Source organism: Candidatus Saccharibacteria bacterium, assembly GCA_016699955.1.
Classification (GTDB): Bacteria; Patescibacteriota; Saccharimonadia; order Saccharimonadales; family UBA4665; genus JAGXIT01.
On record CP064993.1, the window covers coordinates 565,791 to 586,676 of the forward strand.

The 20,886-nt window shown below is 47.5% G+C and carries 24 protein-coding genes, 1 tRNA gene and 1 other RNA gene; 12 read left to right on the top strand and 14 right to left on the bottom strand.

Going from position 1 to position 20,886, the window contains the following annotated elements; translation table 11 throughout:
• Window positions 1–87 precede the first annotated feature (87 nt).
• Window positions 88–714, top strand: coding sequence for an MBL fold metallo-hydrolase (locus tag IPL85_02945; GenBank protein QQS20375.1), 627 nt, complete (start codon window positions 88–90; stop codon window positions 712–714).
• Window positions 715–824: 110 nt separating this feature from the next.
• Here the strand turns inward: IPL85_02945 and IPL85_02950 are convergent, their stop codons facing one another.
• A complete protein-coding gene (locus tag IPL85_02950; protein ID QQS20429.1) occupies window positions 825–1,019 on the bottom strand; it encodes a 50S ribosomal protein L28 in 195 nt (64 codons plus the stop codon).
• Window positions 1,020–1,100: 81 nt separating this feature from the next.
• Between IPL85_02950 and IPL85_02955 the strand changes: the two genes are divergently transcribed.
• Window positions 1,101–1,712 carry a site-2 protease family protein gene (locus tag IPL85_02955; GenBank protein QQS20376.1) on the top strand — a complete coding sequence of 204 codons (612 nt, stop codon included), beginning with the start codon at window positions 1,101–1,103 and terminating at the stop codon, window positions 1,710–1,712.
• Window positions 1,713–1,722: 10 nt separating this feature from the next.
• On the opposite strand, the gene IPL85_02960 is transcribed toward IPL85_02955, so the two are convergent.
• The 4 genes from IPL85_02960 to IPL85_02975 form a co-directional block, all read right to left on the bottom strand.
• The gene (locus IPL85_02960; GenBank protein QQS20377.1) at window positions 1,723–2,190 is read right to left on the bottom strand and encodes an asparaginase; all 468 of its coding nucleotides are present in this window, start codon (window positions 2,188–2,190) and stop codon (window positions 1,723–1,725) included.
• Between the two features lie 259 nt (window positions 2,191–2,449).
• Window positions 2,450–3,283 carry a phosphoribosyltransferase gene (locus tag IPL85_02965; GenBank protein ID QQS20378.1) on the bottom strand — a complete coding sequence of 278 codons (834 nt, stop codon included), beginning with the start codon at window positions 3,281–3,283 and terminating at the stop codon, window positions 2,450–2,452.
• Window positions 3,284–3,408: 125 nt separating this feature from the next.
• A complete protein-coding gene (locus tag IPL85_02970) occupies window positions 3,409–4,146 on the bottom strand; it encodes a hypothetical protein (protein QQS20379.1) in 738 nt (245 codons plus the stop codon).
• Window positions 4,147–4,259: 113 nt separating this feature from the next.
• Window positions 4,260–4,335: transfer RNA gene (locus tag IPL85_02975), tRNA-Pro, on the bottom strand.
• Window positions 4,336–4,457: 122 nt separating this feature from the next.
• Between IPL85_02975 and IPL85_02980 the strand changes: the two genes are divergently transcribed.
• The 4 genes from IPL85_02980 to rnpB all read left to right on the top strand — a co-directional run bounded on the left by IPL85_02980 (window position 4,458) and on the right by rnpB (window position 8,375).
• Window positions 4,458–5,153 (top strand): reverse transcriptase-like protein, encoded by a 696-nt coding sequence (locus tag IPL85_02980; protein ID QQS20380.1) that lies wholly within the window; start codon window positions 4,458–4,460, stop codon window positions 5,151–5,153.
• Between the two features lie 48 nt (window positions 5,154–5,201).
• Complete coding sequence (locus tag IPL85_02985) at window positions 5,202–5,582, top strand: hypothetical protein (protein QQS20381.1); 381 nt, start codon at window positions 5,202–5,204, stop codon at window positions 5,580–5,582.
• Window positions 5,570–7,954 carry an ATP-dependent Clp protease ATP-binding subunit gene (locus IPL85_02990; protein ID QQS20382.1) on the top strand — a complete coding sequence of 795 codons (2,385 nt, stop codon included), beginning with the start codon at window positions 5,570–5,572 and terminating at the stop codon, window positions 7,952–7,954. Before IPL85_02985 ends, IPL85_02990 begins: the two co-directional genes overlap by 13 nt.
• A gap of 70 nt (window positions 7,955–8,024) precedes the next feature.
• An RNA gene (rnpB, locus tag IPL85_02995) (RNase P RNA component class A) lies at window positions 8,025–8,375 on the top strand.
• Between the two features lie 59 nt (window positions 8,376–8,434).
• Here the strand turns inward: rnpB and IPL85_03000 are convergent.
• From IPL85_03000 to IPL85_03040, 9 genes are all read right to left on the bottom strand, one after another.
• Window positions 8,435–8,878: a hypothetical protein gene (locus tag IPL85_03000; GenBank protein ID QQS20383.1), complete on the bottom strand. Its 444-nt coding sequence runs from the start codon at window positions 8,876–8,878 to the stop codon at window positions 8,435–8,437.
• Between the two features lie 93 nt (window positions 8,879–8,971).
• The gene (gene rplT / locus IPL85_03005; protein ID QQS20384.1) at window positions 8,972–9,322 is read right to left on the bottom strand and encodes a 50S ribosomal protein L20; all 351 of its coding nucleotides are present in this window, start codon (window positions 9,320–9,322) and stop codon (window positions 8,972–8,974) included.
• A gap of 2 nt (window positions 9,323–9,324) precedes the next feature.
• Window positions 9,325–9,519, bottom strand: coding sequence for a 50S ribosomal protein L35 (rpmI, locus tag IPL85_03010; protein QQS20385.1), 195 nt, complete (start codon window positions 9,517–9,519; stop codon window positions 9,325–9,327).
• A 19-nt stretch (window positions 9,520–9,538) separates the two neighbouring features.
• On the bottom strand, window positions 9,539–10,129 hold the full coding sequence (locus IPL85_03015; GenBank protein QQS20386.1) for a translation initiation factor IF-3: 591 nt from the start codon (window positions 10,127–10,129) through the stop codon (window positions 9,539–9,541).
• 89 nt (window positions 10,130–10,218) lie between these two features.
• Window positions 10,219–10,335, bottom strand: a complete 117-nt coding sequence (locus IPL85_03020) for a hypothetical protein (GenBank protein ID QQS20387.1) — start codon at window positions 10,333–10,335, stop codon at window positions 10,219–10,221.
• Between the two features lie 19 nt (window positions 10,336–10,354).
• A complete protein-coding gene (locus IPL85_03025) occupies window positions 10,355–10,513 on the bottom strand; it encodes a hypothetical protein (protein ID QQS20388.1) in 159 nt (52 codons plus the stop codon).
• Window positions 10,435–10,866: an ATP-binding protein gene (locus IPL85_03030; protein QQS20389.1), complete on the bottom strand. Its 432-nt coding sequence runs from the start codon at window positions 10,864–10,866 to the stop codon at window positions 10,435–10,437. The genes IPL85_03025 and IPL85_03030 overlap by 79 nt, the downstream gene beginning before the upstream one ends.
• Entirely contained in the window at window positions 10,832–11,014 is a 183-nt protein-coding gene (locus IPL85_03035) for an ATP-binding protein (protein QQS20390.1), read from the bottom strand. The genes IPL85_03030 and IPL85_03035 overlap by 35 nt, the downstream gene beginning before the upstream one ends.
• Window positions 11,011–11,745, bottom strand: coding sequence for an ATP-binding protein (locus IPL85_03040; GenBank protein ID QQS20391.1), 735 nt, complete (start codon window positions 11,743–11,745; stop codon window positions 11,011–11,013). The genes IPL85_03035 and IPL85_03040 overlap by 4 nt, the downstream gene beginning before the upstream one ends.
• Window positions 11,746–12,263: 518 nt before the next feature.
• On the opposite strand from IPL85_03040, the gene IPL85_03045 reads away from it, so the two are divergent.
• The 6 genes from IPL85_03045 (at window position 12,264) to IPL85_03070 (ending at window position 20,826) form a co-directional block, all read left to right on the top strand.
• Window positions 12,264–12,614, top strand: a complete 351-nt coding sequence (locus tag IPL85_03045) for a hypothetical protein (GenBank protein QQS20392.1) — start codon at window positions 12,264–12,266, stop codon at window positions 12,612–12,614.
• A 52-nt stretch (window positions 12,615–12,666) separates the two neighbouring features.
• Window positions 12,667–12,921, top strand: a complete 255-nt coding sequence (locus IPL85_03050; protein ID QQS20393.1) for a hypothetical protein — start codon at window positions 12,667–12,669, stop codon at window positions 12,919–12,921.
• 46 nt (window positions 12,922–12,967) lie between these two features.
• Window positions 12,968–15,916: an ATP-binding protein gene (locus tag IPL85_03055; GenBank protein QQS20394.1), complete on the top strand. Its 2,949-nt coding sequence runs from the start codon at window positions 12,968–12,970 to the stop codon at window positions 15,914–15,916.
• Window positions 15,917–16,010: 94 nt separating this feature from the next.
• On the top strand, window positions 16,011–17,984 hold the full coding sequence (gene gyrB, locus IPL85_03060; protein QQS20395.1) for a DNA topoisomerase (ATP-hydrolyzing) subunit B: 1,974 nt from the start codon (window positions 16,011–16,013) through the stop codon (window positions 17,982–17,984).
• 127 nt (window positions 17,985–18,111) lie between these two features.
• On the top strand, window positions 18,112–20,610 hold the full coding sequence (gyrA, locus tag IPL85_03065) for a DNA gyrase subunit A (protein QQS20430.1): 2,499 nt from the start codon (window positions 18,112–18,114) through the stop codon (window positions 20,608–20,610).
• Between the two features lie 63 nt (window positions 20,611–20,673).
• The gene (locus IPL85_03070; GenBank protein QQS20396.1) at window positions 20,674–20,826 is read left to right on the top strand and encodes a hypothetical protein; all 153 of its coding nucleotides are present in this window, start codon (window positions 20,674–20,676) and stop codon (window positions 20,824–20,826) included.
• Window positions 20,827–20,886 lie beyond the last annotated feature (60 nt).

A 20,886-nucleotide genomic window follows, 5' to 3' on the forward strand; every position in this document is an offset into this window, starting at 1 on the left:
CTCCTTGGTACGGTATAGTAATGGTAATGGGTTTTGGAATTTCCTAACTCCTCACTACCAACTTCTAAGTACTGGAGCCAAGAGACAATGGATATACAATTTTACGGTGCAAATTGCGTTACGATAACTACTAAAAACGTTCGTTTGGTTTTTGATGATAACTTGGTTCAGCTTGGTGCAAAGCCCGTGTCGCGCGAAGGCGATGTTTGTTTATTTACTGCAGCCCACCCTGAGCCAGTCAAAGGAACAAAAATGACCATAGATATGGCCGGTGAATACGAGGTGAGCGGTGTCAACATACTGGGTATACAGGCTCGGGCGCACATGGATGGTGACTCCGAGCGTAACGCAACTATGTACAAAGTTACGGCCGGTGATGTCAGGGTGCTTGTTATTGGGCATATCTATCCAAAGCTAAGCGAATCAAAGCTCGAAAAAATTGGCTTAGTAGATATACTGTTGGTTCCTGTTGGCGGCACTGGCTACACCATGGATCCGACGGGTGCCTTGCAGGTAGTCAAAGAAATAGAGCCAAAGGTGTTTGTGCCAACACACTATGCGGATAGTGAGCTACAATACGAAGTTCCTCAGCAATCTCTAGAGGATGCTCTCAAGGCTTTTGGCATGGAGCCAAAGGAAACGACTAAAAAGTATCAGTTTAAGCCAGCCGAGATGTCCGATACCACGCAACTAGTTATACTAGAAAAAGCCTAACAGGCTGGTTTTTAATAGTCTTTATAATCCCAGCTCGGTAATAAGCATCACTTTTAGTGCCTTGACACGTTAGGTGGGCGAGTTTGGGTAAACTACCAACTATCAGCCTTTTACGCGAGGAGGCCTTTTTTCTTGAGGGTGCGAATAGCTTGAGTACTGATTTTTAGTTTTACTTTTTTACCGTCAACTTCAACAGTTTTGGTCTGAAGATTTGGCTTCCAGACTTTTTTGGTGTGGCGCTGCGAGAAGCTGACATTGCTGCCGTACTGCTTGCCTTTGCCGGTAAGATCACATTTTTGCATGATTGCTCCGAGTTAGGATTAGATTCAAGTTGGTATTGTACATAGTTTCACCCCTGAAGTCAACGCTGCTATACTAGTAGGGTAATGACAGAGTTTTCTCCTTACTACCTGTTTATCGTGATTATATGCCTGCTAGGGGCTATGACGGTGCATGAGTTTATGCATGCGTATATTGGCTTTAAGCTAGGGGACTCGACCGCCCGGGACGAGGGCAGGGTGTCTCTTAACCCGCTTAGTCATATTGATCCATTTATGACAGTCGTATTGCCAGCCATAACCTGGGCAATTTTTAATGTATTGTTTCTAGCCGCGAAGCCAGTTCCGTTTAACCCCGGGAGAGTAAAGTACGAAGAGTACGGAGCTGCTATGATAGCCGCCGCGGGGCCAGTGTCTAATCTGTTATTGGCCATTGTTACGGCATTTGTACTAAAAACAGTAGCGTTAAGCGGTTTTGCGTATGACGTCATGACGACATTTTTATTTTTAAATGTTGGGCTTTTTGTGTTTAATCTTCTGCCCATTCCGCCCCTAGATGGTTCGCGTGTGCTCTATGCATTTGCACCAGAACCCGTACAAGAGTTTATGGAACGTATCGAGCCCTACGGTTTTGTGATTATACTGGCGCTCGTTGTTATGGGTGGTTTGGGCGGGTGGCTGGGTACTCTCAACCAAGCGGTGTTGCAGGCAATTGTATAAAATAGCCGGGTTACTTATTATTAAATTTATCCCAAGGAATCAGTAAACCGAATAATGCAATGTATATGCCGTGTGGCAGTACCTGGGCGCCGGCAATGGCCATACCAAGGTTAAAATCTGCTTCTGAATCGTAGAATTTCTCTGGTAGGCGAGCGCCGGTTAGTATAATTGTTTTGCCTTTTATGTTTGATAGTTCTTTGGCGGTCTTATGAATGGTGTCGGTACCGTGTGTTATAACAATACGTTCTTCTTTGACGCTATCGACTGCCTTTTTGACAAGTTTTCTATCTAGATCGGTCATGTCTAGGCTATCTTTTCTCAGTACAGACATTGTTTGGTATGAAAAATCAGGGTTTGCTCGTTCTAGTGTACGTAAAAAACTAGGATCACCTATCTCAAAGTAGTATCCGTGATTGTTATCGTTTTCGGGGTAGTCTTTGTCTATTGTGCCACCCGTTTGGACGAAAAGTATTGTCATGCTTTTCAGTATAACGTGTTACCAGCCCTGTTACAATAAGCCAACGAGAGTTATAATAGACTAGCTGGGTAAGCCCCGCCTCAGGCGGAGTGGCCACTATATGATTATCTGAATACTAATCATAGGGGAGCTCAATATTTGTCTGAAACCTTGGTTGCAGCGTGCGAGCACCCACCTTGAATCTTTTTCAGGGCTAATCATGTGGCCGCCCAGCACTAATCTAGTCATTGTCAGCTAAAGAGTTAATAGGTGTTGAATATCAACGAGAGGTAGAAGTAGGGTAGCAAATGGCAGCTCCAAGAACGAGAGCAGTAGGTAATCGCCGTGCTGCCTCTTGTATAAGCCAACGATTGTGTCTTGCTTTTACACCAGGTACAGCAACTGCTGTTAGTGTTTGAGCAATTGTTCCGTCTGGTTTTTCCCAAATAGCTGAAAGATAATTTATGCCGCTTTCTTCAGGTCTATCGCGCCAACTAACGTTTTTATCTGGTTCTCGTTTTCCTGTTACATCTGCATCTTCGCCGTGCATTACACCGTAGTATGTTTGTGCACTGTGCTTTTCCATTAAGAGCTGAGCTAATTGCTTAGTGCCACCACCTGTTACCCAATCGTCTACAAATAGCACTCGAAGTTGTTCGTTATCGGCAGGTTCATTTCCGTGCTGTTGGCCAAAGCGCCTACTAGCCTCAATAATTATATCTATCTTTGCTTGAAGCACATCATAGTCTTCTGTCTTACTGATCCGTGCAAAATGAAGCTTACCGTCAAGTGTTGGAAATGGTTGGCCGCCCCTTGTTCGCTGCCATGCAGCGTGCACAGCTAAACCAAATAAGCGGCCACCTCTATCACAGGCAATAACAATATGTGGCTTTACATCTTCCATAAACTCTAGAACTGGCAAGGCCATTGCTGGTAAATGCTCTGGTTTTGTTGCACTCAATGCTAGCGAGCCTACGAATTCCTGCTGTCCAAACTCGTCATTCGACGATCGCTGGGGCACAGCTAGTAGACGTTCCAGCAATCCTTGCATTGGCCCGCTGGTTATAGAGAGACCGCTGGTGACTTCCGGCATGGCTACAGCACTTTCACTCAAGAGGTTGTATTATCACAGTAAGGCATGTAGTGGGTAGTCCTGAACATACATTAACTTTGTCATACTAATGATTATATGTCAATTTTGCCGACTACTAAATCGCGGATGATAGAGGGGTTAGTATTTTAGACCTTGCCGTTAAGACAGAACCCGCCAATTGCAGCGTAATGTCCAACTCGTGTTGTTTGCACATTTGGGTTAACCCCTGCTTCTTGTGCCGCTTGTACAAACTCCATTTGATAGCGAGTAGGAATAATATCATCCCTATTAGATACCAGTATGCGTACGTCTTTACCTGCCAAAGCACCAATGTGCGTAGCGGGTGCAGCGTCGTGCCACGCATTCTCGACATAAGCTAAGTCTTGGCCACTCTGCTCAATACCCGCTCTAACGTGCTGCGTTCTTGTCCCGTCCCACATACTTCGGGCTAGGCTACTTGCGGTGCATACAAGTACTGCACTATCAAAAGCGGGGAATTTACTGGTTGTCGTAGCTAGCACGGTATTGCCTATACTCATACCAATTAGCCGCACCTTAGCGTAACTGCGTTTCTCAACCGTGTGTGTTAATTCGGCTGAAATCGTATCTCTCATGTGTGCATAGGAAGCCCTGACAAGCTCTGTGTTGGGCTTTAGAATCTCGTCGTGGAAGTAATAAGCCAACACGGCGTCGCCTTTGCGGGCTAACCCATCTATTAACCGCTCGTAAAGCTGTCCACCACCGTGCCACGGCGGAAAAATAACGTGCAGATTGCGCCCGCTCTCATTAACGAACCTACGTCTAGTGATAGCATGCTCGGGTTTATATTGCCTTGTAAATACATCCTTTGGTGTGTTGTTCTTGACAAAATATCTATCTAGCATAGGGTATTGTTTTTAACATATTACAAACAATGTGTGAAGTACGTATAAATTTTCTAGGCTATAAAGCTAAATTTACCATACGTTTTGATGGTGGATTTAGAAAAAGTTTCTTCTGGTCGGGGTGACAGGACTTGAACCTGCGACCTCACGGCCCCCAGCCGTACGCGCTACCAACTGCGCCACACCCCGATAGTGTGCGTTTGTATTGTATCAAATGTGCTGTGATTTTGGCCGTTCGTTCCTCACGGTCACCTACGGCGACCCCGAAACTTGCAGACTGCTCAGTAGAGGTTACGTGGTACCATAGGTTCATGTGGACTGAAACAAAACACGGCCTATACAAGCAATTTGTATTTTCTGACTTCCGCCTAGCGTGGTCGTTTATGGAGCAAGTGAGTGCGGTTGTGAATAGGCTAGGGCATCATCCGCGCTGGCAGAACGAATGGAACGTTGTGGAGTTTTGGCTGAGTACACACGAACCGACGCAGTGTATTTCAGACAAAGATTGGGAGCTTGCGCGTGCAATTGATAGGCTCGCCGATGGAAGTCATGAATCGGGGGTGGCAGGGGATGATGACAAAACAACAACACATGTAACAGAGGTGCAGCTGTATGCCGATGGTGGGTCTCGTGGTAATCCGGGGCCTTCGGCAAGTGGTTATGTTGTGCTCGATATGAGCGGAAGGGTGCTTTTTTCGCAGGGCATTTTTCTTGGAATTACAACAAACAATCAAGCCGAATACCTTGCACTCAAGCACGGGCTGGAAGCAGCGCTTCAGAAATGCCAGGCTCGCGAGGTGCATGTGTACATGGATAGCTTGCTGGTAGTAAATCAAATGAAACGGATTTTTAAAGTAAAAAACCGCGACCTGTGGCCGATACATGACGCCATCCAGCAGATTTTGCCCAAGTTTGAAAAAGTGACGTTTGACCATGTCCCGCGGGAGCTTAACAAACTAGCAGACGCCGAGGTCAACAAAGCGCTTGACGTCGAGCTACAGTCTTAAGTATCCCCTGGGAGTACAAGAGGGGCATAGTCTGGTAGAATAGTGGTTATGATAAGTGCATTAGTTGTATGGTGGTATGGGCTTGGATGGCGGTTGCAGCTGCAGGCGGTATCTCGACGCTGGCTTCGCTGGGTAGATTATTTTTCCTTTAGTATTTTAATTCGAACACTTTTTGCCCCTTTTCGTCAGATAGGGAACGAGGCTCATGGTGGGTCGCTTGCCGTACAGTTTCGGCAGTGGAGTGATCGGACGTTTTCGCGAGTTGTCGGCTTTTTTGTACGCGTAGTGACGCTCGTTTTCGGTACAGGTTGCATGGTGCTCATAGGGTTGCTTAGTCTGCTGCAACTTACGCTCTGGATAGTCGTACCCTTACTCCCAGTTATTGGGGGAGTGGTAAGCATTGTGGGGTGGGTACCGTGGCAGAGATAACATTACATGCAACTAGAGCCCGCAAAGCTCGGCTTGGTGCATCTATCAGTCCTGTGTTCGTCATGGTTTTGTTTGCTGCAGGGGTACTACTTGTTCTGTGCGGTCTGGCGCTGCTCTTTAGTAATATTGCAGTCGGTTGGTTATTTGTTGGGCTTGCAGCGATCCCCGTTATGTGCGGAGTATGGGATACGTATGACCTTAACGATATTCCTGCAGGGACTGGGGCGGGCATTGATCAGATTTTAGAGAGCAGTGTGCTTGGCAAATTGCCACAGGATGTGACGCCAAAGGCTATTGCGTTGGCTGCACCGCACTCGGCGGCGGCGCGGTTTATGATTGTACGGTTTGAGCTTTCTGCTAAAGTACTCAGCGATCTTGCCTCAGATAAACCCGCAGATGCTGAAGCAGTCTGGCAGCTAGCCGAACAGTATAGGGTGCAGCTGAAGAGTGATATTTTGCGGGGCGATATGCTCGTAGCAGCTTTGTGCGTGACACAGCCGGGTCTCGCGCAGTTGCTGCCGCACCTCCAGCTAGAGCCTGCCGATTTAATTCTTGGTATGCGGTGGTATAGTCGCATCCAGGAAATTATCAAACAGGCTCATATGCCACGCCAAAATGGTGGTATTGCTCGCGACTGGAACTTCGGATACGCAAATTTACTCGAACGATTTGGGGTTAACATGAGTCAGCAGGGAGCACATGGCGGCATGTTTAACGCAAATCTGGAGTCGCACCACGCTGTAACCGCACAGCTTCAGTCTGTTTTTGCCGGGGAAGGGCGTCAGAATGCAGCAATTGTTGGCAAGCTGGGGGTAGGCAAGACGACTATTGCACAGGCATTTGCCACAAATGTTATGACGGGTGGCGGTAATGTCCCTGGAAACCTACGGTACAGCCAGGTTATTCGACTCGACGCCGGTACGCTTATTCGATTTGCGCGCAATCGTACTGAGCTTGAGGACATTGTGCAACGTTTGTTTGTAGAGGCATTTCGTGCCAAAAACATCATTTTGTTTCTTGATGATGCGCAGTTGTTTTTTGAAGAAAGCAATGGTTCGGTTGATCTTAGCTCGGCGCTCATGCCGATTATAGAGAGCGGGCGACTAAGAATATTTATGGCTATGGACGAACAGGCGTATTTACGGATTTCACAGCGTAATCCTGCGCTCGTGAGTGCGCTTAACCGTATAAACGTGACCTCGGGCAATGAGGCCGACACCATGTCCGTTTTGCAGGAACAGATTATTCGTCTAGAGAGCGAACACAAGGTTACGTTTACTCACCAGGGTTTGAAGGAAGGTTATCGGCTGAGCGAGCGGTACATGTATGACCTTGCTCAGCCAGGGCGCGCTGTCCGCTTGCTCGAACAAGCAGCGCGACAAGCCAATAATGGTTTTGTGACGGCAGAGTCTGTGGCCGCAGCCATTGAACTATCAAGCGGTGTGAAAGTTGCTCCACCCGCCAATGACACTGCAGAGCGCGACAGATTACTGAACATGGAAGATCTGATTCACCAGCGGATGGTCAACCAGTCGCGGGCCGTTACGGCGGTGAGTAATGCACTTAGGCGGGCTCGGGCAGGGGTAAGAAATGAAAAGCGACCGATAGGTACGTTTCTGTTTCTGGGCCCGACAGGTGTTGGCAAAACAGAGCTCGCCAAAGCTTTGGCGGCGGTGTATTTCGGCGGGGAAGATAGAATTGTGCGCATTGACCTCAATGAATTTGTTAGGCTCGAAGACGTTTCGCGCTTAATTGCGGATGGCGCAAACGAACCGCATGGCCTAACAGCGAGCATATTGAAACAGCCGTTTTCAGTAGTGTTGCTAGATGAAGTCGAAAAAGCCCATCCACAGGTTTTGACAACGCTTCTGCAGCTCCTTGATGAAGGTGTGCTTAGGGATGTGAACAACCGCGAGGTCAGCTTCCGCGACGCAATAGTGATTGCGACGAGCAATGCCGGAGCAGAGCAGATTCGCCAGCTTATAGACGAGGGTAAAAAACTTGAAGAATTTGAAGACAGCATTGTAGATGAGCTTATAGACAGGCAGCAGTTTCGGCCAGAATTTCTCAACAGATTTGACGAAATTGTCGTGTTTCGCCCATTGACAGAGGAGGAGCTTGGGCAGGTGGTTGAGCGCATGATAACAGAGGTAAATAGTACGTTGAAAACCCAAAAAATCCAGGTGCAACTCACGCCCGAGGCGGTTCAGCGCCTTGCTGCGATTGGCTACGATCCAAGGCTCGGCGCTCGCCCAATGCGCCGCGTTGTGCAGCGCAGTGTCGAGGACTTAGTTGCTAAACGGATACTGGAAGGCACAGCCCAGCCTGGTCAGACTGTCACTATTACCGATTCCGATATTTTAACTCGATAAATAACCCCTGAGCCTGTTCTTTGCTGAAAAGGTTGTCTTTGAACATAACAGAGGTGGTATACTATAGGGGTTAGATTGCTAGCTAATCGCTTGTACATTTATGTGCCAGAGGAAAGTCCGGGCAGCATAGGGAATGACAGCCGCTAACGGCGGCCGGGGGTGACCCTAGGGAAAGTGCCACAGAAACGATACTTCCTGGTTTTACCAGGTAAAGGTGAAACGCGCGAGGTAAGAGCTCGTAGTCGCGCATGGTAACATGCGAGAGAGGTAAACCCTGTCTGCTGCAAGGAGTGAGCTAAATACGTTCCCGCGATGCTCACGTTTGACCCCGCTTGAGCCTGCAAGCAATTGCAGGCCTAGATAGATGATTAGCGCTTTCGTAAGAAAGACACAAAACCCGGCTTACCGGTAATCTACCAGTTATAAAAACACCTCGCTCGAGTAGCGGGGTGTTTTGCTAAACCTAGCTAATACTATTTCTTATGATGTCCGTTCCGTAGGGATTAATTCGCCACTATCTAGCTTTGCATGCAGAGTGGGCAGAGCAACGTTGTTGACGCCCGGCAGACCTTCGATACATACACCGACAATAGGTTTACCTTTTGGGGTTTCATGTATTGTTACCACCAGTCGCCGCCTTTCCATATCGTCTCGTGAATCGAATAGCATGCCAGGCGTAACTCTGTCAGAAGGGTCGGTGTATTCGGTCAAGCCGGTGGCTCCGGTGGCTATTGATGCTACTCGTTTATCGATTTGTACCACCGTTTCGGGTGGCAGAACAAAATCCTTAGGTACGAGGGGCTTTTTTTTAGACGTAGTTTCTCCGAGCGCAGCTTCACCCGCCAAAGCTAAACCCTTACCAGACAACCTCGAGAGAGGGTTTGCAGGTACAAGATCGGGACTTATGCGTAAACGATCGGGCATAATTTATCATATTATACAAAACATTAGCATATCAGTCAATATTTACGTATAAAAAATACCCCAAGATAGGGGTATTTTTAACCAAGCAAAAGGTTATTTTTCGAGTTTGGCGGCTTTGACGACTGCGGTGAAAGCCTTTGGTTCGTTGACTGCTAGCTCGGCTAGAACCTTACGGTCTAGCTCGATATTAGCTGCCTTCAGACCAGAGATAAGACGGCTGTATGTCGTACCGTTCTCGCGGGCAGCGGCATTGATACGGACGTTCCACAGGGAGCGGAAGGTGCGCTTACGATTGCGGCGATCGCGGTAGGCAAATTGCAAGGCACGAGTTGTGGCCTGCTTGCCCCGCTTTACGCTTACCCTGTTTGGGTGACTCATGCCCTTTGTAGCTTTGCGGATTTTGACGTGTTTTGCGTGACCTGGCACGCCTCGTTTGACTCGCATGGCTAGACCCCCAGCTTCTTACGTATTATTTTGCTGTTGGTTGCGTTCAATGTCTCCAAACCAGCCAGCTTGCGCTTGCGTGCGCCGCTTTTCTTCTGCAAGAAGTGGCTAGCGTGTGAGTGACGGACACGAACACGTCCGTTCTTGGTTACTCGTACGCGGTCTTTAGTGCCGCTATGAGACTTGAGTTTTGGCATATTATCTCCCTAGACTCGTTTAATTTAATAATGATTTATCAGTTGGGTCGCTTGCAGGCTTTGGAGCCTTCACGGCGACGCCGCGGATAACAAATGAAAGTTGTTTACCTGTGAGCTGCGGTTGTTGGTCGACGGCAATAGTGTCGCCAAAGCTGTCGATGACTCGTTCGGCAAGTTTGAAGCCAATATCTTTGTGTGCTAGCTCGCGTCCACGGAAAAAAAGTGTGATTTTCACTTTGTGTCCGGCTTCGAGAAAACCGGTAACTTTTTTCATTTTGACACCAAGGTCATGGTCGCCAATTTTGAGTCCGAAACGCATTTGCTTCATGTCAAGAATTTTGTTGTTCAGGCGGTTTTTTTGTGCCTGCTTGGTCTTCTGGTAATTGAACTTACCCCAGTCGACTATTTTGCAGACGGGCGGATTTGCTGCTGGCGATATCTCGACGAGGTCGAGTTCCTGTTCCTGCGCAAGCGTATACGCTTCGCGCGAGCTCATCACGCCGAGCTGTTTGCCATCTGCATCGATGACCCTGACTTCTGGTGCCCGAATCTGTCCATTCAGGCGTGTACTTGTGCCGATACTAGCTTCTCCTTGATTACTTCCGTGCAAGTGATTGTAACAGATGCAGAAACAGAGGTCAATTTTTTTGAGGAGCTTACTCGCTGTATTCTTGGTACGCTGTTTCTGTTGACTTTGATTTAAGCGTCGTGGAACTGGTGGGGGCGGTACTGGAGTGCTTCGGCGATGTGTTTTTGCTGGATGACATCACTTCCGTCTAGGTCGGCAATGGTGCGCGCGAGCTTGACACTTCGCATATAGGCTCGTGCGGAGAGGCTAAATTATTTCTGCTGCCGCGTCTAGCATGTCTTTTGCGGACGCTTCTAGGTTCGCCAGTGCTTTGACTTCACGGTTTGTCATGTCGGCGTTGAGCTTAGCAGTTTTACCAAAGCGCTTTGACTGTTTGGCTCGCGCTGTGGCAACTTTTGCTCGCATTTCCTTTGAACTGGGGCCATCAGTTTTGCCGCTATTGAGTAAACGACCGTTGCCAATTTCATGCACATCAACGCAAATATCAATTCGGTCAAGGATTGGTCCAGGTAGTTTACGACGATATTGGACGGTGCGGTGTGGAAGGCAACGCTAAGGTTTACTTGTGCCGTAATGTCCGCAAGGGCAGGGGTTAGCAGTTGCGATGAATATGAATAGGCAGGATATTCTGCTGTTTCTTTTGCTTGAGCTATAGTAACGGTTCGGGTCTCAAGCGGTTGGCGCAGGGCTTCGATGGTGACCCGGCCAAATTTGGGCAATTCGTCAAATAACAAAACGACGCGGTGCGCGAGACTCATTGCGCACACTGTTGCCGCCACCTATCACAGCAACAGTACTGGCACTGTGGTGTGGAGAGCGAAATGGTCGCAGCGTCACAAGTCGACTGAAATCGTTACGGGCAAGGCTATGAAGGTGTGTGACCTCAAGCATTTCAGTGCGAGTCATGGCGGGCAGAAGGCTGGAAGTATTTTTGCAAGCATGCTTTTGCCGGTTCCTGGTGGCCCACCAAGTAGGACATTGTGACCACCTGCAGCACTGATTTCGACGGCTCGCTTACCGAGCGCCTGGCCAACAACGTCTTCAAGAGTAAGACTATCCTCGTCCGTCACATGCTCAGTAGGCGCAGAAACTGGGCTATCAGACGTAGCAATGACGTATGGTTCATGGTTATTGTTCAGGAAGCCGTAGAGCTGTGTTAGCGATGAGACTGGAACGAGCTTGATATCTGGTACTCGTGACGCCTGGTCGAGGTCATCGACAGGAATGATGAAAGTGCGTATATTATGATGCTTTCCGGCGAGTAACCTACCAATTATGCCGCGTACGGGACGAACTGAGCCTTCAAGGCCAAGCTCGCCGATAATTGCTGTATGCTCTGGCACGAATCTGCATTGGCCTGAGGCGCGTAGAATTGCCGCCACAATTGCCAGATCAAAACCAGTGTTTTCCTTGGGAATATCGGCAGGGGCAAGATTCACAGTAATACGCTCAATAGGCAGCTCAAGCCGTGAGCTGGCAAATGCATTGCGTATGCGCTCCTTGGCCTCGTCGACAGCCTTTGTTGCGTAGCCGATAATAATGATCGCCGGCAGACCCTTCGTAAGCTGACACTCAATATCGACAACCAAACCATGTTGGCCGTTTTTCACCACCGCCTGGATAGACTGTGACTTCATATTCCGTTACGTTCGGATTATTCAAGTATTCAAAAAGAACGCAACCCACCTGTAGGATGGTGGGTTGCGGTTACAATGTCTTTTGTTGTTTGTGTATTCGTTTTATAAAACGACGGCTTGCGAGAGGCCGTCGTTTTTTTGGTCGTTTTTATTTTTGAGCACTTTTTTTATTCAGTGCTACCTCTAATAATAGTGAGCAAATAGTCAGTTGTCAATACCAAAATGCTTGTGATAAATACTGCAACTTTGCATGTGCTTAGCTAGAGGTTGCTAGCCGGGCAAGCAAAAGCGTATTGACAAACCATACCTGATGTAGTAGTATAGAACTTGGCTCAGCCAAAACAAAAATCCAATTCATTTTCGCTCGAGTTGCCTTACCGGCAGCGAGAGCGGTCAGTCACGTCGAAGGCGATAAGCGCTATAAATTAATTTATATTGAGCGGATTTATCGCCTTTCGACCCATGTATTTTCCACGCCTAGGTGTTATGCTTATGGCGTGTTTTAATTAGTATAGGTTATGAAGTACAAAGAACTCATAAAGCTCGGTGGCATCTGGTTTCTTTTGTTTGTCTTCATGGGCGCAACAATGCCTTATAATATGCCTGTTTTTTTACTGATTGTTCCATTCGTTCTCCTCGGTATCGCGCTATTTACAACCTGGCAGGTGCTTTCACGGGCGTACTATTTGCACATAGGCAAAACCCAGACACGTCAGTCTAAACTACTTGGAGTGGTGATAAGCCTTGTCGCTGTACTGAGCCTTGGGCTTGAATCTATCGGCGAACTAACCCCCAGAGATTTCTTTACGCTGCTAATTTTCGGCATTGTCGGGTATTTCTACACGGTACGATCGTCCTACAGGGAGTAGCTAGGCAAATTGCCACTATTATTGATGTCCGCTATCGTTATATACTATATACATGAACGAGTTGCCTCAACCAGCGCCACCTACCCCCAGTAGTACTGCATATTCGCAACAGAACGCAGTCGCCCAGCCTATTTCGCCGCAGGCTGTTGATGATAAAATTCTTCAGGAGCGTGCGACTGAACAAATCGAGAGTGTTGTGCTGCAAACTGCCACAAATCCAGTCGAACGAGCAGACAATATCCATGCTATTAAAGAGGCCTATCTAAAAGCGCGTTTTGGAATTGATTTGAAGGAAAAAGCGCAGTAATACCATGACAGTACTTAGTAAGCAGAGCCCAGGATGTAAATAAACGATGTTATTAAGTCTACAAAAATTAAATCAAAAGAAGTTCAAATATGAACGTGGTCTATCTATGGTTCCGATGCTCATACATCTGCCTCCTCCGAGTGAAGATACGGAGTTAAATGGCCGTGACGTACGAGATCTTGTTGACGAAAATATTTCCAAAGCACAAATTATTTACAACATTATAGCGAGCACAATAGAGCAAAGTTTTAAAAACCGGTTTCATGGGCAGCGTCATTTCTGTTTTGAAATCGTCGGCATAAAAGGCTTTGTACGTTTATATACTGCAGTGCCGGCTGACTACGTTAGTGTTATGCAGCAGGCTATCGTAAGCGCCTACCCAGCAGCTCGTTTGGAAATTACGCCCGAGTACAACATTTTTAGTCAGGTTGGCGGCATGAATGCGGTTATGGGCGGGCAACTAAATCTAAAAGAAAAGTACGCATACCCAATCGCTACTTACCAAGATTTGAAGCGCGACGCGTTTCAGTCGATACTTAACGCTCTTTCGACTGTGGAAAATGAGGATGGCGCTGCAATCCAGCTATTATTCCGTCCGGCTGAAACTTCATGGCGAAAGACGGCGACAGATTTTGCATCTGCAAAGAAGAAAGGGACAGACAAGGGGCTGACTGTCGGCTCGTTTGCAAAGGACATGATGACGGCTTTTGTTAAGCCGCCAGAGCCTAAAGAGGAACGGGACAAGCCTAAAGATATTTCGTCGCTGGAGCAGTCGATTATTGATGCCATAGAAGACAAAACGCGTCATCCTGGTTTTGAGGTTGCAATAAGGATCGTTGCATCTTCAAATGTATCTCAGCGTTCGCAGGCGATATTAAATAACATCATCGCAAGTTTTTCGTTGTTTGATGCACCTGGCAGGAATGGCTTTGACTATCACTCGGCTCACGATCCATCAGAACTCGTCACAAACTTCTTGCTTAGGGCGTTTCCTATGCATAAGAAAAAAAATATACTCAATTCTGTTGAGCTAGCCACAATATTTCACTTCCCAGATCAGCGCAGCATACCAACTTCACAGTTGGAGCGACAGGACTCAAAGCAAGTAGATGGTCCACGCAATATGCCGCAGGAAGGCTTGTTGCTGGGCTTCAATGTATTTCGAGGAGTGAAAAAGCCGGTTCGATTGGGGCTGGGCGATAGGCAACGTCATATGTACGTGGTGGGCCAAACGGGTACAGGTAAATCAACCTTTCTCGAAAACCTGGCACTCCAAGATATGTTGCGCGGAGATGGTTTTGCGTTTGTCGATCCTCATGGTGATACGGCAGAAAAGTTGCTTTCCATGGTGCCTAAGGAACGAGCTGAAGATGTTATATATTTCTGTCCCTCAGATATGACCTATCCTATGGGATTGAATCTGTTTGAGTTTCATAATGCCGACCAGAAGGACTTCATCATCCAAGAGGTCATTGGTATGCTTTATAAACTATATGACCCGCAGCACCAGGGAATTATGGGGCCACGGTATGAAAGTATATTTCGTAACTGCGCGCTTGCGGTCATGGCAGACCCGGCTGGCAGCAGTTTTGTAGATATTCCCAAACTTTTCCGAGACCCAGAGTATTTAAAACATAAACTTACGTACGTAAAAGATCCTAACGTGCTTGATTATTGGCAAAAAGAATATCCGGCAAGTCAGCGATCAAACGACTCAGGTGAGGTCATCAGTTGGTTTGTTAGTAAATTTGGAGCTTTCCTTAGTAATGAAATGATGCGGAATATCATTGGCCAAACCAAGAGTGCCTTTGACCTGCGCGATGTGATGGACAATAAAAAAATCCTACTGGTTAACCTAAGCAAGGGTCGCACCGGGGAACTCAATAGCAAACTGCTTGGTATGGTGTTTATCATGAAATTCCAGGCAGCAGCTATGAGTCGATCCGATGTGCCAGAAAACGAACGTACAGACTTTGCGCTTTACGTTGACGAGTTCCAGAACTTCTCAACCGATAGCTTTGCGACCATCATGAGTGAAGCGCGCAAATACCACCTGAATCTTATTGTTGCCAACCAGTTTACGACGCAGCTTACTGAGGAAATCCGTGATGCTGTTTTTGGTAACATTGGTACAATCGTAGCGTTTCGTATTGGGCAAAATGATGTCGAGAGCCTCGGTCGGTACTTTCAGCCGCACTTCGATGGAGATGATTTGTTGCGTGTGCCGAACGCAAATACGATTGTTCGAACACTCATAAACGGTGTGCCGACTCAGCCATTTAGTATGGCGACACTGCCACCGCTAGGAAACCCAAATCCGGGTCTTTCCGATGCACTCAAGCAACTTTCGGCTGCAAAGTTTGGCAAACCGCGTGCGGTTGTTGAAAAAGCAATATTTGAGCGTCTTGCAACGAGGACGCCAGAGCCTACGCCATTTTCTAACCCATTTTCAGCTCAGGCACCTGTAGGCGGGCAGCCAGCGGCGCTTACTCCGCCCGCCGTGACGCCAGCGCCTAGTTCAGGCTCGTTTCTCGATGAATGGCTTTCAAAGCAGAAAGCTATGCCAGCATCTGCAAGGCCAACAGCTCAGCCCAGCAGTGCGACTATGCCAAGCGCCACGCCGTTACCACCCCAGTCTCAAATCGCTACGGATGTTGCCAGTGTTGAGCTAGACGTTGGTACACAGGAGTCTGTGACTCAGCAGGAAATCAAACCGCTCACGACCGAACCAACAACCGACTTGTACGAAGCGGGTAACGTTTCGAGTGCTGAACTTGACGAGCAAGAAGTGAAGGGTATTGCCGCGGAGCTAAAGAAGGGCTTAAACTCAGAGCAAGCCGCCCAAGGTACGACGCAGGTGACCCCCCAAGTGCCGACTGATGGCCAGCTTTTATCCCTCAAATCAGCAGAAAGCCAGGCTCTGGCAAACGGTGATACTATTGCAATCGATAATGATGGCACAATCCACCTAAATAATTCATCTGCCGAGGACTAATAACAGCTATTCTCATCTTGTAGAAACGTCAAATACAAGATATACTAGAATGCGAGTACAAAGGTGTAGAACCAAAACGTAGAGGGGATTTTTAGTGAGTCAAAGCAAACAGTATTCTGCCGATCAGATTCAGGTGCTAGAGGGGCTTGAGCCAGTTCGGAAGCGACCAGGAATGTATATAGGTGGGACGGGTATAGAAGGCTTGCACCACCTGGTGTGGGAGCTAGTAGACAACGGTATAGACGAAGCACTTGCAGGTTATGCTACGCACGTTATTGTCGAAATGCTCGAAGACGGTGCTATACGGGTGACCGATGATGGTCGCGGCATACCGACCGATATTCACCCAAAAACAGGCAAAAGCACTGTAGAAACAGTCCTTACTGTACTGCATGCAGGAGGTAAGTTTGGTGGCGGTGGCTATAAAGTGTCGGGGGGACTGCACGGAGTCGGTGTAAGCGTTGTAAACGCTCTTGCGACTAAACTTTCTGTTACGGTGTATCGTGACGGCAAGGTGTATTTTCAAGAATACGAAACAGGCGTTCCTCAGGGTGACCTAAAAGTCACTGGCAAGTGCGACTCAGATAAACACGGCACAGAAATAATGTTTTCTGCCGACGATAGTATATTTAGCGAAGGAACGACATTTAGTTACGACACAATTTTAGATCGACTGCGTCACGCGGCGTATCTCACAAAAGGCGTACGAACTACACTAATCAATCATTCAAATGGTAAAAAATACAGTTTCTATTTTGAAGGCGGTATAAAGTCATATGTAGCTAATCTTAACGTTGGCAAAGAACCTGTCGACGAGGACATATTCTACGTCGACAAAACAGTAGATGATACTCAGGTTGAGGTAGCTCTTCAGTACACCGAAAGTTTTAGTGAAACAATTAAGCAATTTGCTAACAATGTCTATAACCCAGACGGTGGCTCTCACTTGACCGGGTTCCGATCGGCTCTGACGCGCGTTATAAACGAGTACGCGCGCAAACAGGGACTTCTGAAAGAAAAAGAAGAAAATTTGAGCGGCGAAGATACCCGAGAGGGTTTAACAGCGGTGATTCTTGTGAAACTTCCCGAACCACAGTTTGAAGGGCAAACAAAAAACAAGCTCGGCAATCCTGAAGTTCGTGGTCATGTTGAGCAGGTGATGACCGAATACCTTTCCTACTATCTCGAAGAACACCCAGCTATTGCTCGAAAAATTATCGGTAAGTCGTTACTTGCAGCCCGTGCGCGCAAAGCCGCCCGAGCGGCGAGGGATAACATTATCCGCAAAGGTGTGCTTGACGGCGCAAGTATGCCAGGCAAGCTGGCCGACTGCTCAAGTAAGGATCCCGCAAGCTCTGAGATTTATCTTGTAGAAGGCGACTCAGCCGGTGGTTCGGCAAAAACTGGTCGGGATAGCAAGACTCAAGCCATCTTGCCGCTTAGAGGTAAGGTGCTCAATGTTGAGCGCGCCCGCCTTGATAAAATGCTTGCCAATAACGAGATTTTGAACCTCATTAAAGCACTAGGTGTCGGTATAGGGGACTCGTTTAGTGTCGAGGGTTTGCGTTATCACCGCGTTATCATAATGACTGATGCTGATGTTGACGGTAGCCACATTGCTACACTACTACTCACATTCTTCTTCCGATATATGAAGGAAGTTGTTGACGGTGGCCATGTCTACCTAGCAAAGCCGCCGTTATTTGAATTAGTAAAGACGGGGCGTAAGAACAGTGTTTTTATTTACGATGAGGCAGAACTAGACATATCTCTCGACGAGACCATCGCTAAGCGTAAAGCAGAAGGTATTAAAATCAATCCTGATGACGAGCGCTACAAACAAGCTGGATTTATCGAGCAAAAGCGGTACAAAGGTCTTGGAGAGATGGATGCCGAGCAGCTTTTTGAGACGACCATGAATCCGGAGAAAAGAGTTCTCGTGCAGGTGAAAGTAGAAGATGCTGAAAAAGCTGACGCAATTTTCAATAAGCTCATGGGCACTGAAGTTGACCTGAGAAAAACATTCATTCAAGCAAACGCTAAATTTGTGAAGGACCTGGATATCTAGTATGGCAGACCAACCGCAAGCACCCAACCCTGAACCGATCGAAGATGCTCTTTTGTCAGCAGCCAATGCTACTACATATACAGATGATGATCTGATTGACCGTCATGCTGTTGAAATCGTAGAAGGTATGAGCCACTCTCGCCTAGTAGAACGGCGGAGTGTTGAAAATGTCATGGAAGACAGCTATCTGCGGTACTCCATGAGTGTTATCATTGACCGCGCGTTGCCGGATGTACGAGACGGCATGAAGCCAGTTCACCGACGAATTATGTACTCAATGCACGAAGAGGGCTTAAGAAGCTCTGCCCGTCATCGTAAAAGCGCCAATGTAGTCGGTGCAGTCATGGGTAAATATCACCCGCATGGTGATTCATCAATCTATGATGCAATGGTACGCCTTGCTCAGCCATGGTCTACGAGGTATATGCTGGTAAATGGGCAGGGTAACTTCGGCTCTATGGACGGAGACCCGCCAGCCGCAATGCGTTACACTGAGGCCAAAATGCATCGAGTAGCCGACGAGCTACTCGCCGACATAGACAAAGATACAGTAGATTTTCGTGATAACTACGACGGTACGACACAGGAGCCAACAGTTTTGCCCGCCAAGTTGCCCAACTTGCTGCTCAATGGCCAGCTTGGCATTGCTGTCGGTATGGCTACAAATATCCCACCACATAACTTAGGGGAAGTTGTGGATGCGACTGTATACAAAATTGATCATCCGGATGCATCACTGGAAAAGCTTCTTGAGTTTATACAGGGGCCAGATTTTCCAACAGGTGGAATTGTTTACGGCGCAGGCTCGATCCGGCAGGCATATGCAACTGGCCGTGGCGGTGTAGTTGTACGCGGTGTCGCCGAAATCATCGAAGGGAACAAGGGTAGGCACCAGATAGTTATTAGCGAAATCCCATACTCGCTCAATAAAGAGAGCCTGGTTATAAAAATAGCCGATCTCGTCAAAGATAAGAAAATCGCTGGCATAAGTGACCTCCGCGACGAGAGCGCCCGTGGAAAGGTACGCATCGTCATAGACCTCAAAAGAGATGCATATCCTAAGAAGCTGCTCAACCAGCTGTACAAGCTTACGCCGCTTCAAACAAGTTTTCATTACAACATGATGGCTCTCATAGACGGCATACAGCCGCGTGTATTGGGTCTGCAAGATATTTTGAATGAGCATATCAAACATCGGCAACAAGTTGTGCGGCGCCGAACAGAATTTGAACTACGTAAGGCAAAAGATCGCGCTCACATTCTTGAAGGGCTTAAAGTTGCCCTTGATAATATAGATGAAGTTATTAGAACAATTCGGGCTAGTGAAACGACCGAAGAAGCTCAAGCCAACTTGATCAAAAAATTTGCTTTCAGTGAAATTCAAGCAAAAGCAATCCTTGCCATGCAGCTCAGGACATTGGCTGGCTTGGAAAGAAAGAAAATTGAGGATGAACTTGCTGAGCTCATAAAACTAATCTCAGAACTTGAGGCAATCTTGGCCGATGAAAAAAGAATACTCAGCATAATAAAAGACGAGCTTAAACAGCTCAAGAAACAGTATGGTGACGAGCGTCGCACCATGGTTGTGCCGAGTGAACTCAATAGACTAAGTGACGAGGATCTTGTCCCAGACGAACAGGTAGTTGTAACGCTTACATCGGCTAACTATGTAAAACGGAGCACTTTGGTTGAATACAAGCGCCAAGGCCGAGGTGGTAAAGGTCGTCGTGGCATGGCTACGCGTGAGGAAGATGTCATCGAACACGTTGTAAATGCGTCTACGCACGACTATCTGCTTTTCTTCACAAACAAAGGACGCGTGTTCCGCCTTAAGACGTACGAAGTGCCCGCCACCTCCTTAAACGCCAAGGGTGTAGCTATTGTGAACTTGCTGCAGTTGCAACCAGAGGAAACCGTTAGTGCCGTTATAAATGTTTCGAAAAGCGATAGTGAGCAGACTGCAAATCTGATCATGTGTACGAAAAAAGGTGTTGTTAAGAAAACACCATTTGAACAATACAAAAATGTGCGTACCTCGGGTCTTATTGCCATCAACCTAGACGATGGTGATGAGCTGAAATGGATAAGACAGACAAGTGGCGACAACGAAGTCGTCATTAGCACTAAGCAAGGCCAAGCTATTCGGTTCCATGAACGCGATGCGCGACCAATGGGTCGAGTAAGTCGTGGTGTTCGTGGCATACGGCTTCGTAGCGACGACTATGTCATTGGCATGGACGTTGTAGACGAGCACAGCAGTATATTTGTCATTAGTCGCTACGGCTATGGTAAGCGCACAAAAGTTGCTCAGTTTACGCCACATGCACGTGGTGGGGTCGGTATACGATCGGCGGTAGTCAATAGTAAAACTGGTGAGCTTGTTGGGGTGAATACATTAAGTGATAGTGCCGACCAGGAGGTCATAATTATCAGCCAAAACGGACAAACCATTCGCTTGGGGCTCAAAGACATACCCGCACTCGGCCGCGCGACGCAGGGAGTACGTATCATGCGCCTCAATGACGGGGATCAAGTAGTTTCGCTAGCCCTTGTAGACAAATCAGAGCTATTAGATGAAGACGATGAAGACGTTGTCATTGAGTCAGCAGAAAAGCCAACAAAGTAGAACTTCACATTTAGTAGACGGCGGAATATGTATGATTCGAAAAATACCGGAGGGGGCTTTTACATGCCAGACGGTTTCTTCCTACGCACACATGCGCACAGATCGGGGTTTGTTCCAATCATTGATGGTGGTAGCAATGAAATGGGTGATGGCTTGGCGGGAACAATGCTGCCAACCAGACAGCGAACACCCAACCCAAGCATTGCATTGGGGTAGAAAACTCAAACTAATTAGCTAGATGTATCAAATACAACACATTCGGGCAAATATATCCTT

What these genes read in the sequence shown, in the direction of transcription:
- IPL85_03030 (QQS20389.1), bottom strand. Translation starts at nt 10,866, where the DNA reads ATGAGTCTCGCGCACCGCGTCGTTTTGTTATTTGACGAATTGCCCAAA.
- IPL85_02970 (QQS20379.1), bottom strand. Translation starts at nt 4,146, where the DNA reads ATGCTAGATAGATATTTTGTCAAGAACAACACACCAAAGGATGTATTT.
- IPL85_03000 (QQS20383.1), bottom strand. Translation starts at nt 8,878, where the DNA reads ATGCCCGATCGTTTACGCATAAGTCCCGATCTTGTACCTGCAAACCCT.
- gyrA (QQS20430.1), top strand. Translation starts at nt 18,112, where the DNA reads ATGAGCCACTCTCGCCTAGTAGAACGGCGGAGTGTTGAAAATGTCATG.
- IPL85_02980 (QQS20380.1), top strand. Translation starts at nt 4,458, where the DNA reads ATGTGGACTGAAACAAAACACGGCCTATACAAGCAATTTGTATTTTCT.
- IPL85_03050 (QQS20393.1), top strand. Translation starts at nt 12,667, where the DNA reads ATGAACGAGTTGCCTCAACCAGCGCCACCTACCCCCAGTAGTACTGCA.
- IPL85_02985 (QQS20381.1), top strand. Translation starts at nt 5,202, where the DNA reads ATGATAAGTGCATTAGTTGTATGGTGGTATGGGCTTGGATGGCGGTTG.
- IPL85_03035 (QQS20390.1), bottom strand. Translation starts at nt 11,014, where the DNA reads ATGACTCGCACTGAAATGCTTGAGGTCACACACCTTCATAGCCTTGCC.
- IPL85_03020 (QQS20387.1), bottom strand. Translation starts at nt 10,335, where the DNA reads ATGCGAAGTGTCAAGCTCGCGCGCACCATTGCCGACCTAGACGGAAGT.
- IPL85_03045 (QQS20392.1), top strand. Translation starts at nt 12,264, where the DNA reads ATGAAGTACAAAGAACTCATAAAGCTCGGTGGCATCTGGTTTCTTTTG.
- IPL85_03055 (QQS20394.1), top strand. Translation starts at nt 12,968, where the DNA reads ATGTTATTAAGTCTACAAAAATTAAATCAAAAGAAGTTCAAATATGAA.
- IPL85_03040 (QQS20391.1), bottom strand. Translation starts at nt 11,745, where the DNA reads ATGAAGTCACAGTCTATCCAGGCGGTGGTGAAAAACGGCCAACATGGT.
- rplT (QQS20384.1), bottom strand. Translation starts at nt 9,322, where the DNA reads ATGCGAGTCAAACGAGGCGTGCCAGGTCACGCAAAACACGTCAAAATC.
- IPL85_02955 (QQS20376.1), top strand. Translation starts at nt 1,101, where the DNA reads ATGACAGAGTTTTCTCCTTACTACCTGTTTATCGTGATTATATGCCTG.
- IPL85_03025 (QQS20388.1), bottom strand. Translation starts at nt 10,513, where the DNA reads ATGCGAGCAAAAGTTGCCACAGCGCGAGCCAAACAGTCAAAGCGCTTT.
- IPL85_02945 (QQS20375.1), top strand. Translation starts at nt 88, where the DNA reads ATGGATATACAATTTTACGGTGCAAATTGCGTTACGATAACTACTAAA.
- IPL85_02960 (QQS20377.1), bottom strand. Translation starts at nt 2,190, where the DNA reads ATGACAATACTTTTCGTCCAAACGGGTGGCACAATAGACAAAGACTAC.
- rpmI (QQS20385.1), bottom strand. Translation starts at nt 9,519, where the DNA reads ATGCCAAAACTCAAGTCTCATAGCGGCACTAAAGACCGCGTACGAGTA.
- IPL85_03070 (QQS20396.1), top strand. Translation starts at nt 20,674, where the DNA reads ATGCCAGACGGTTTCTTCCTACGCACACATGCGCACAGATCGGGGTTT.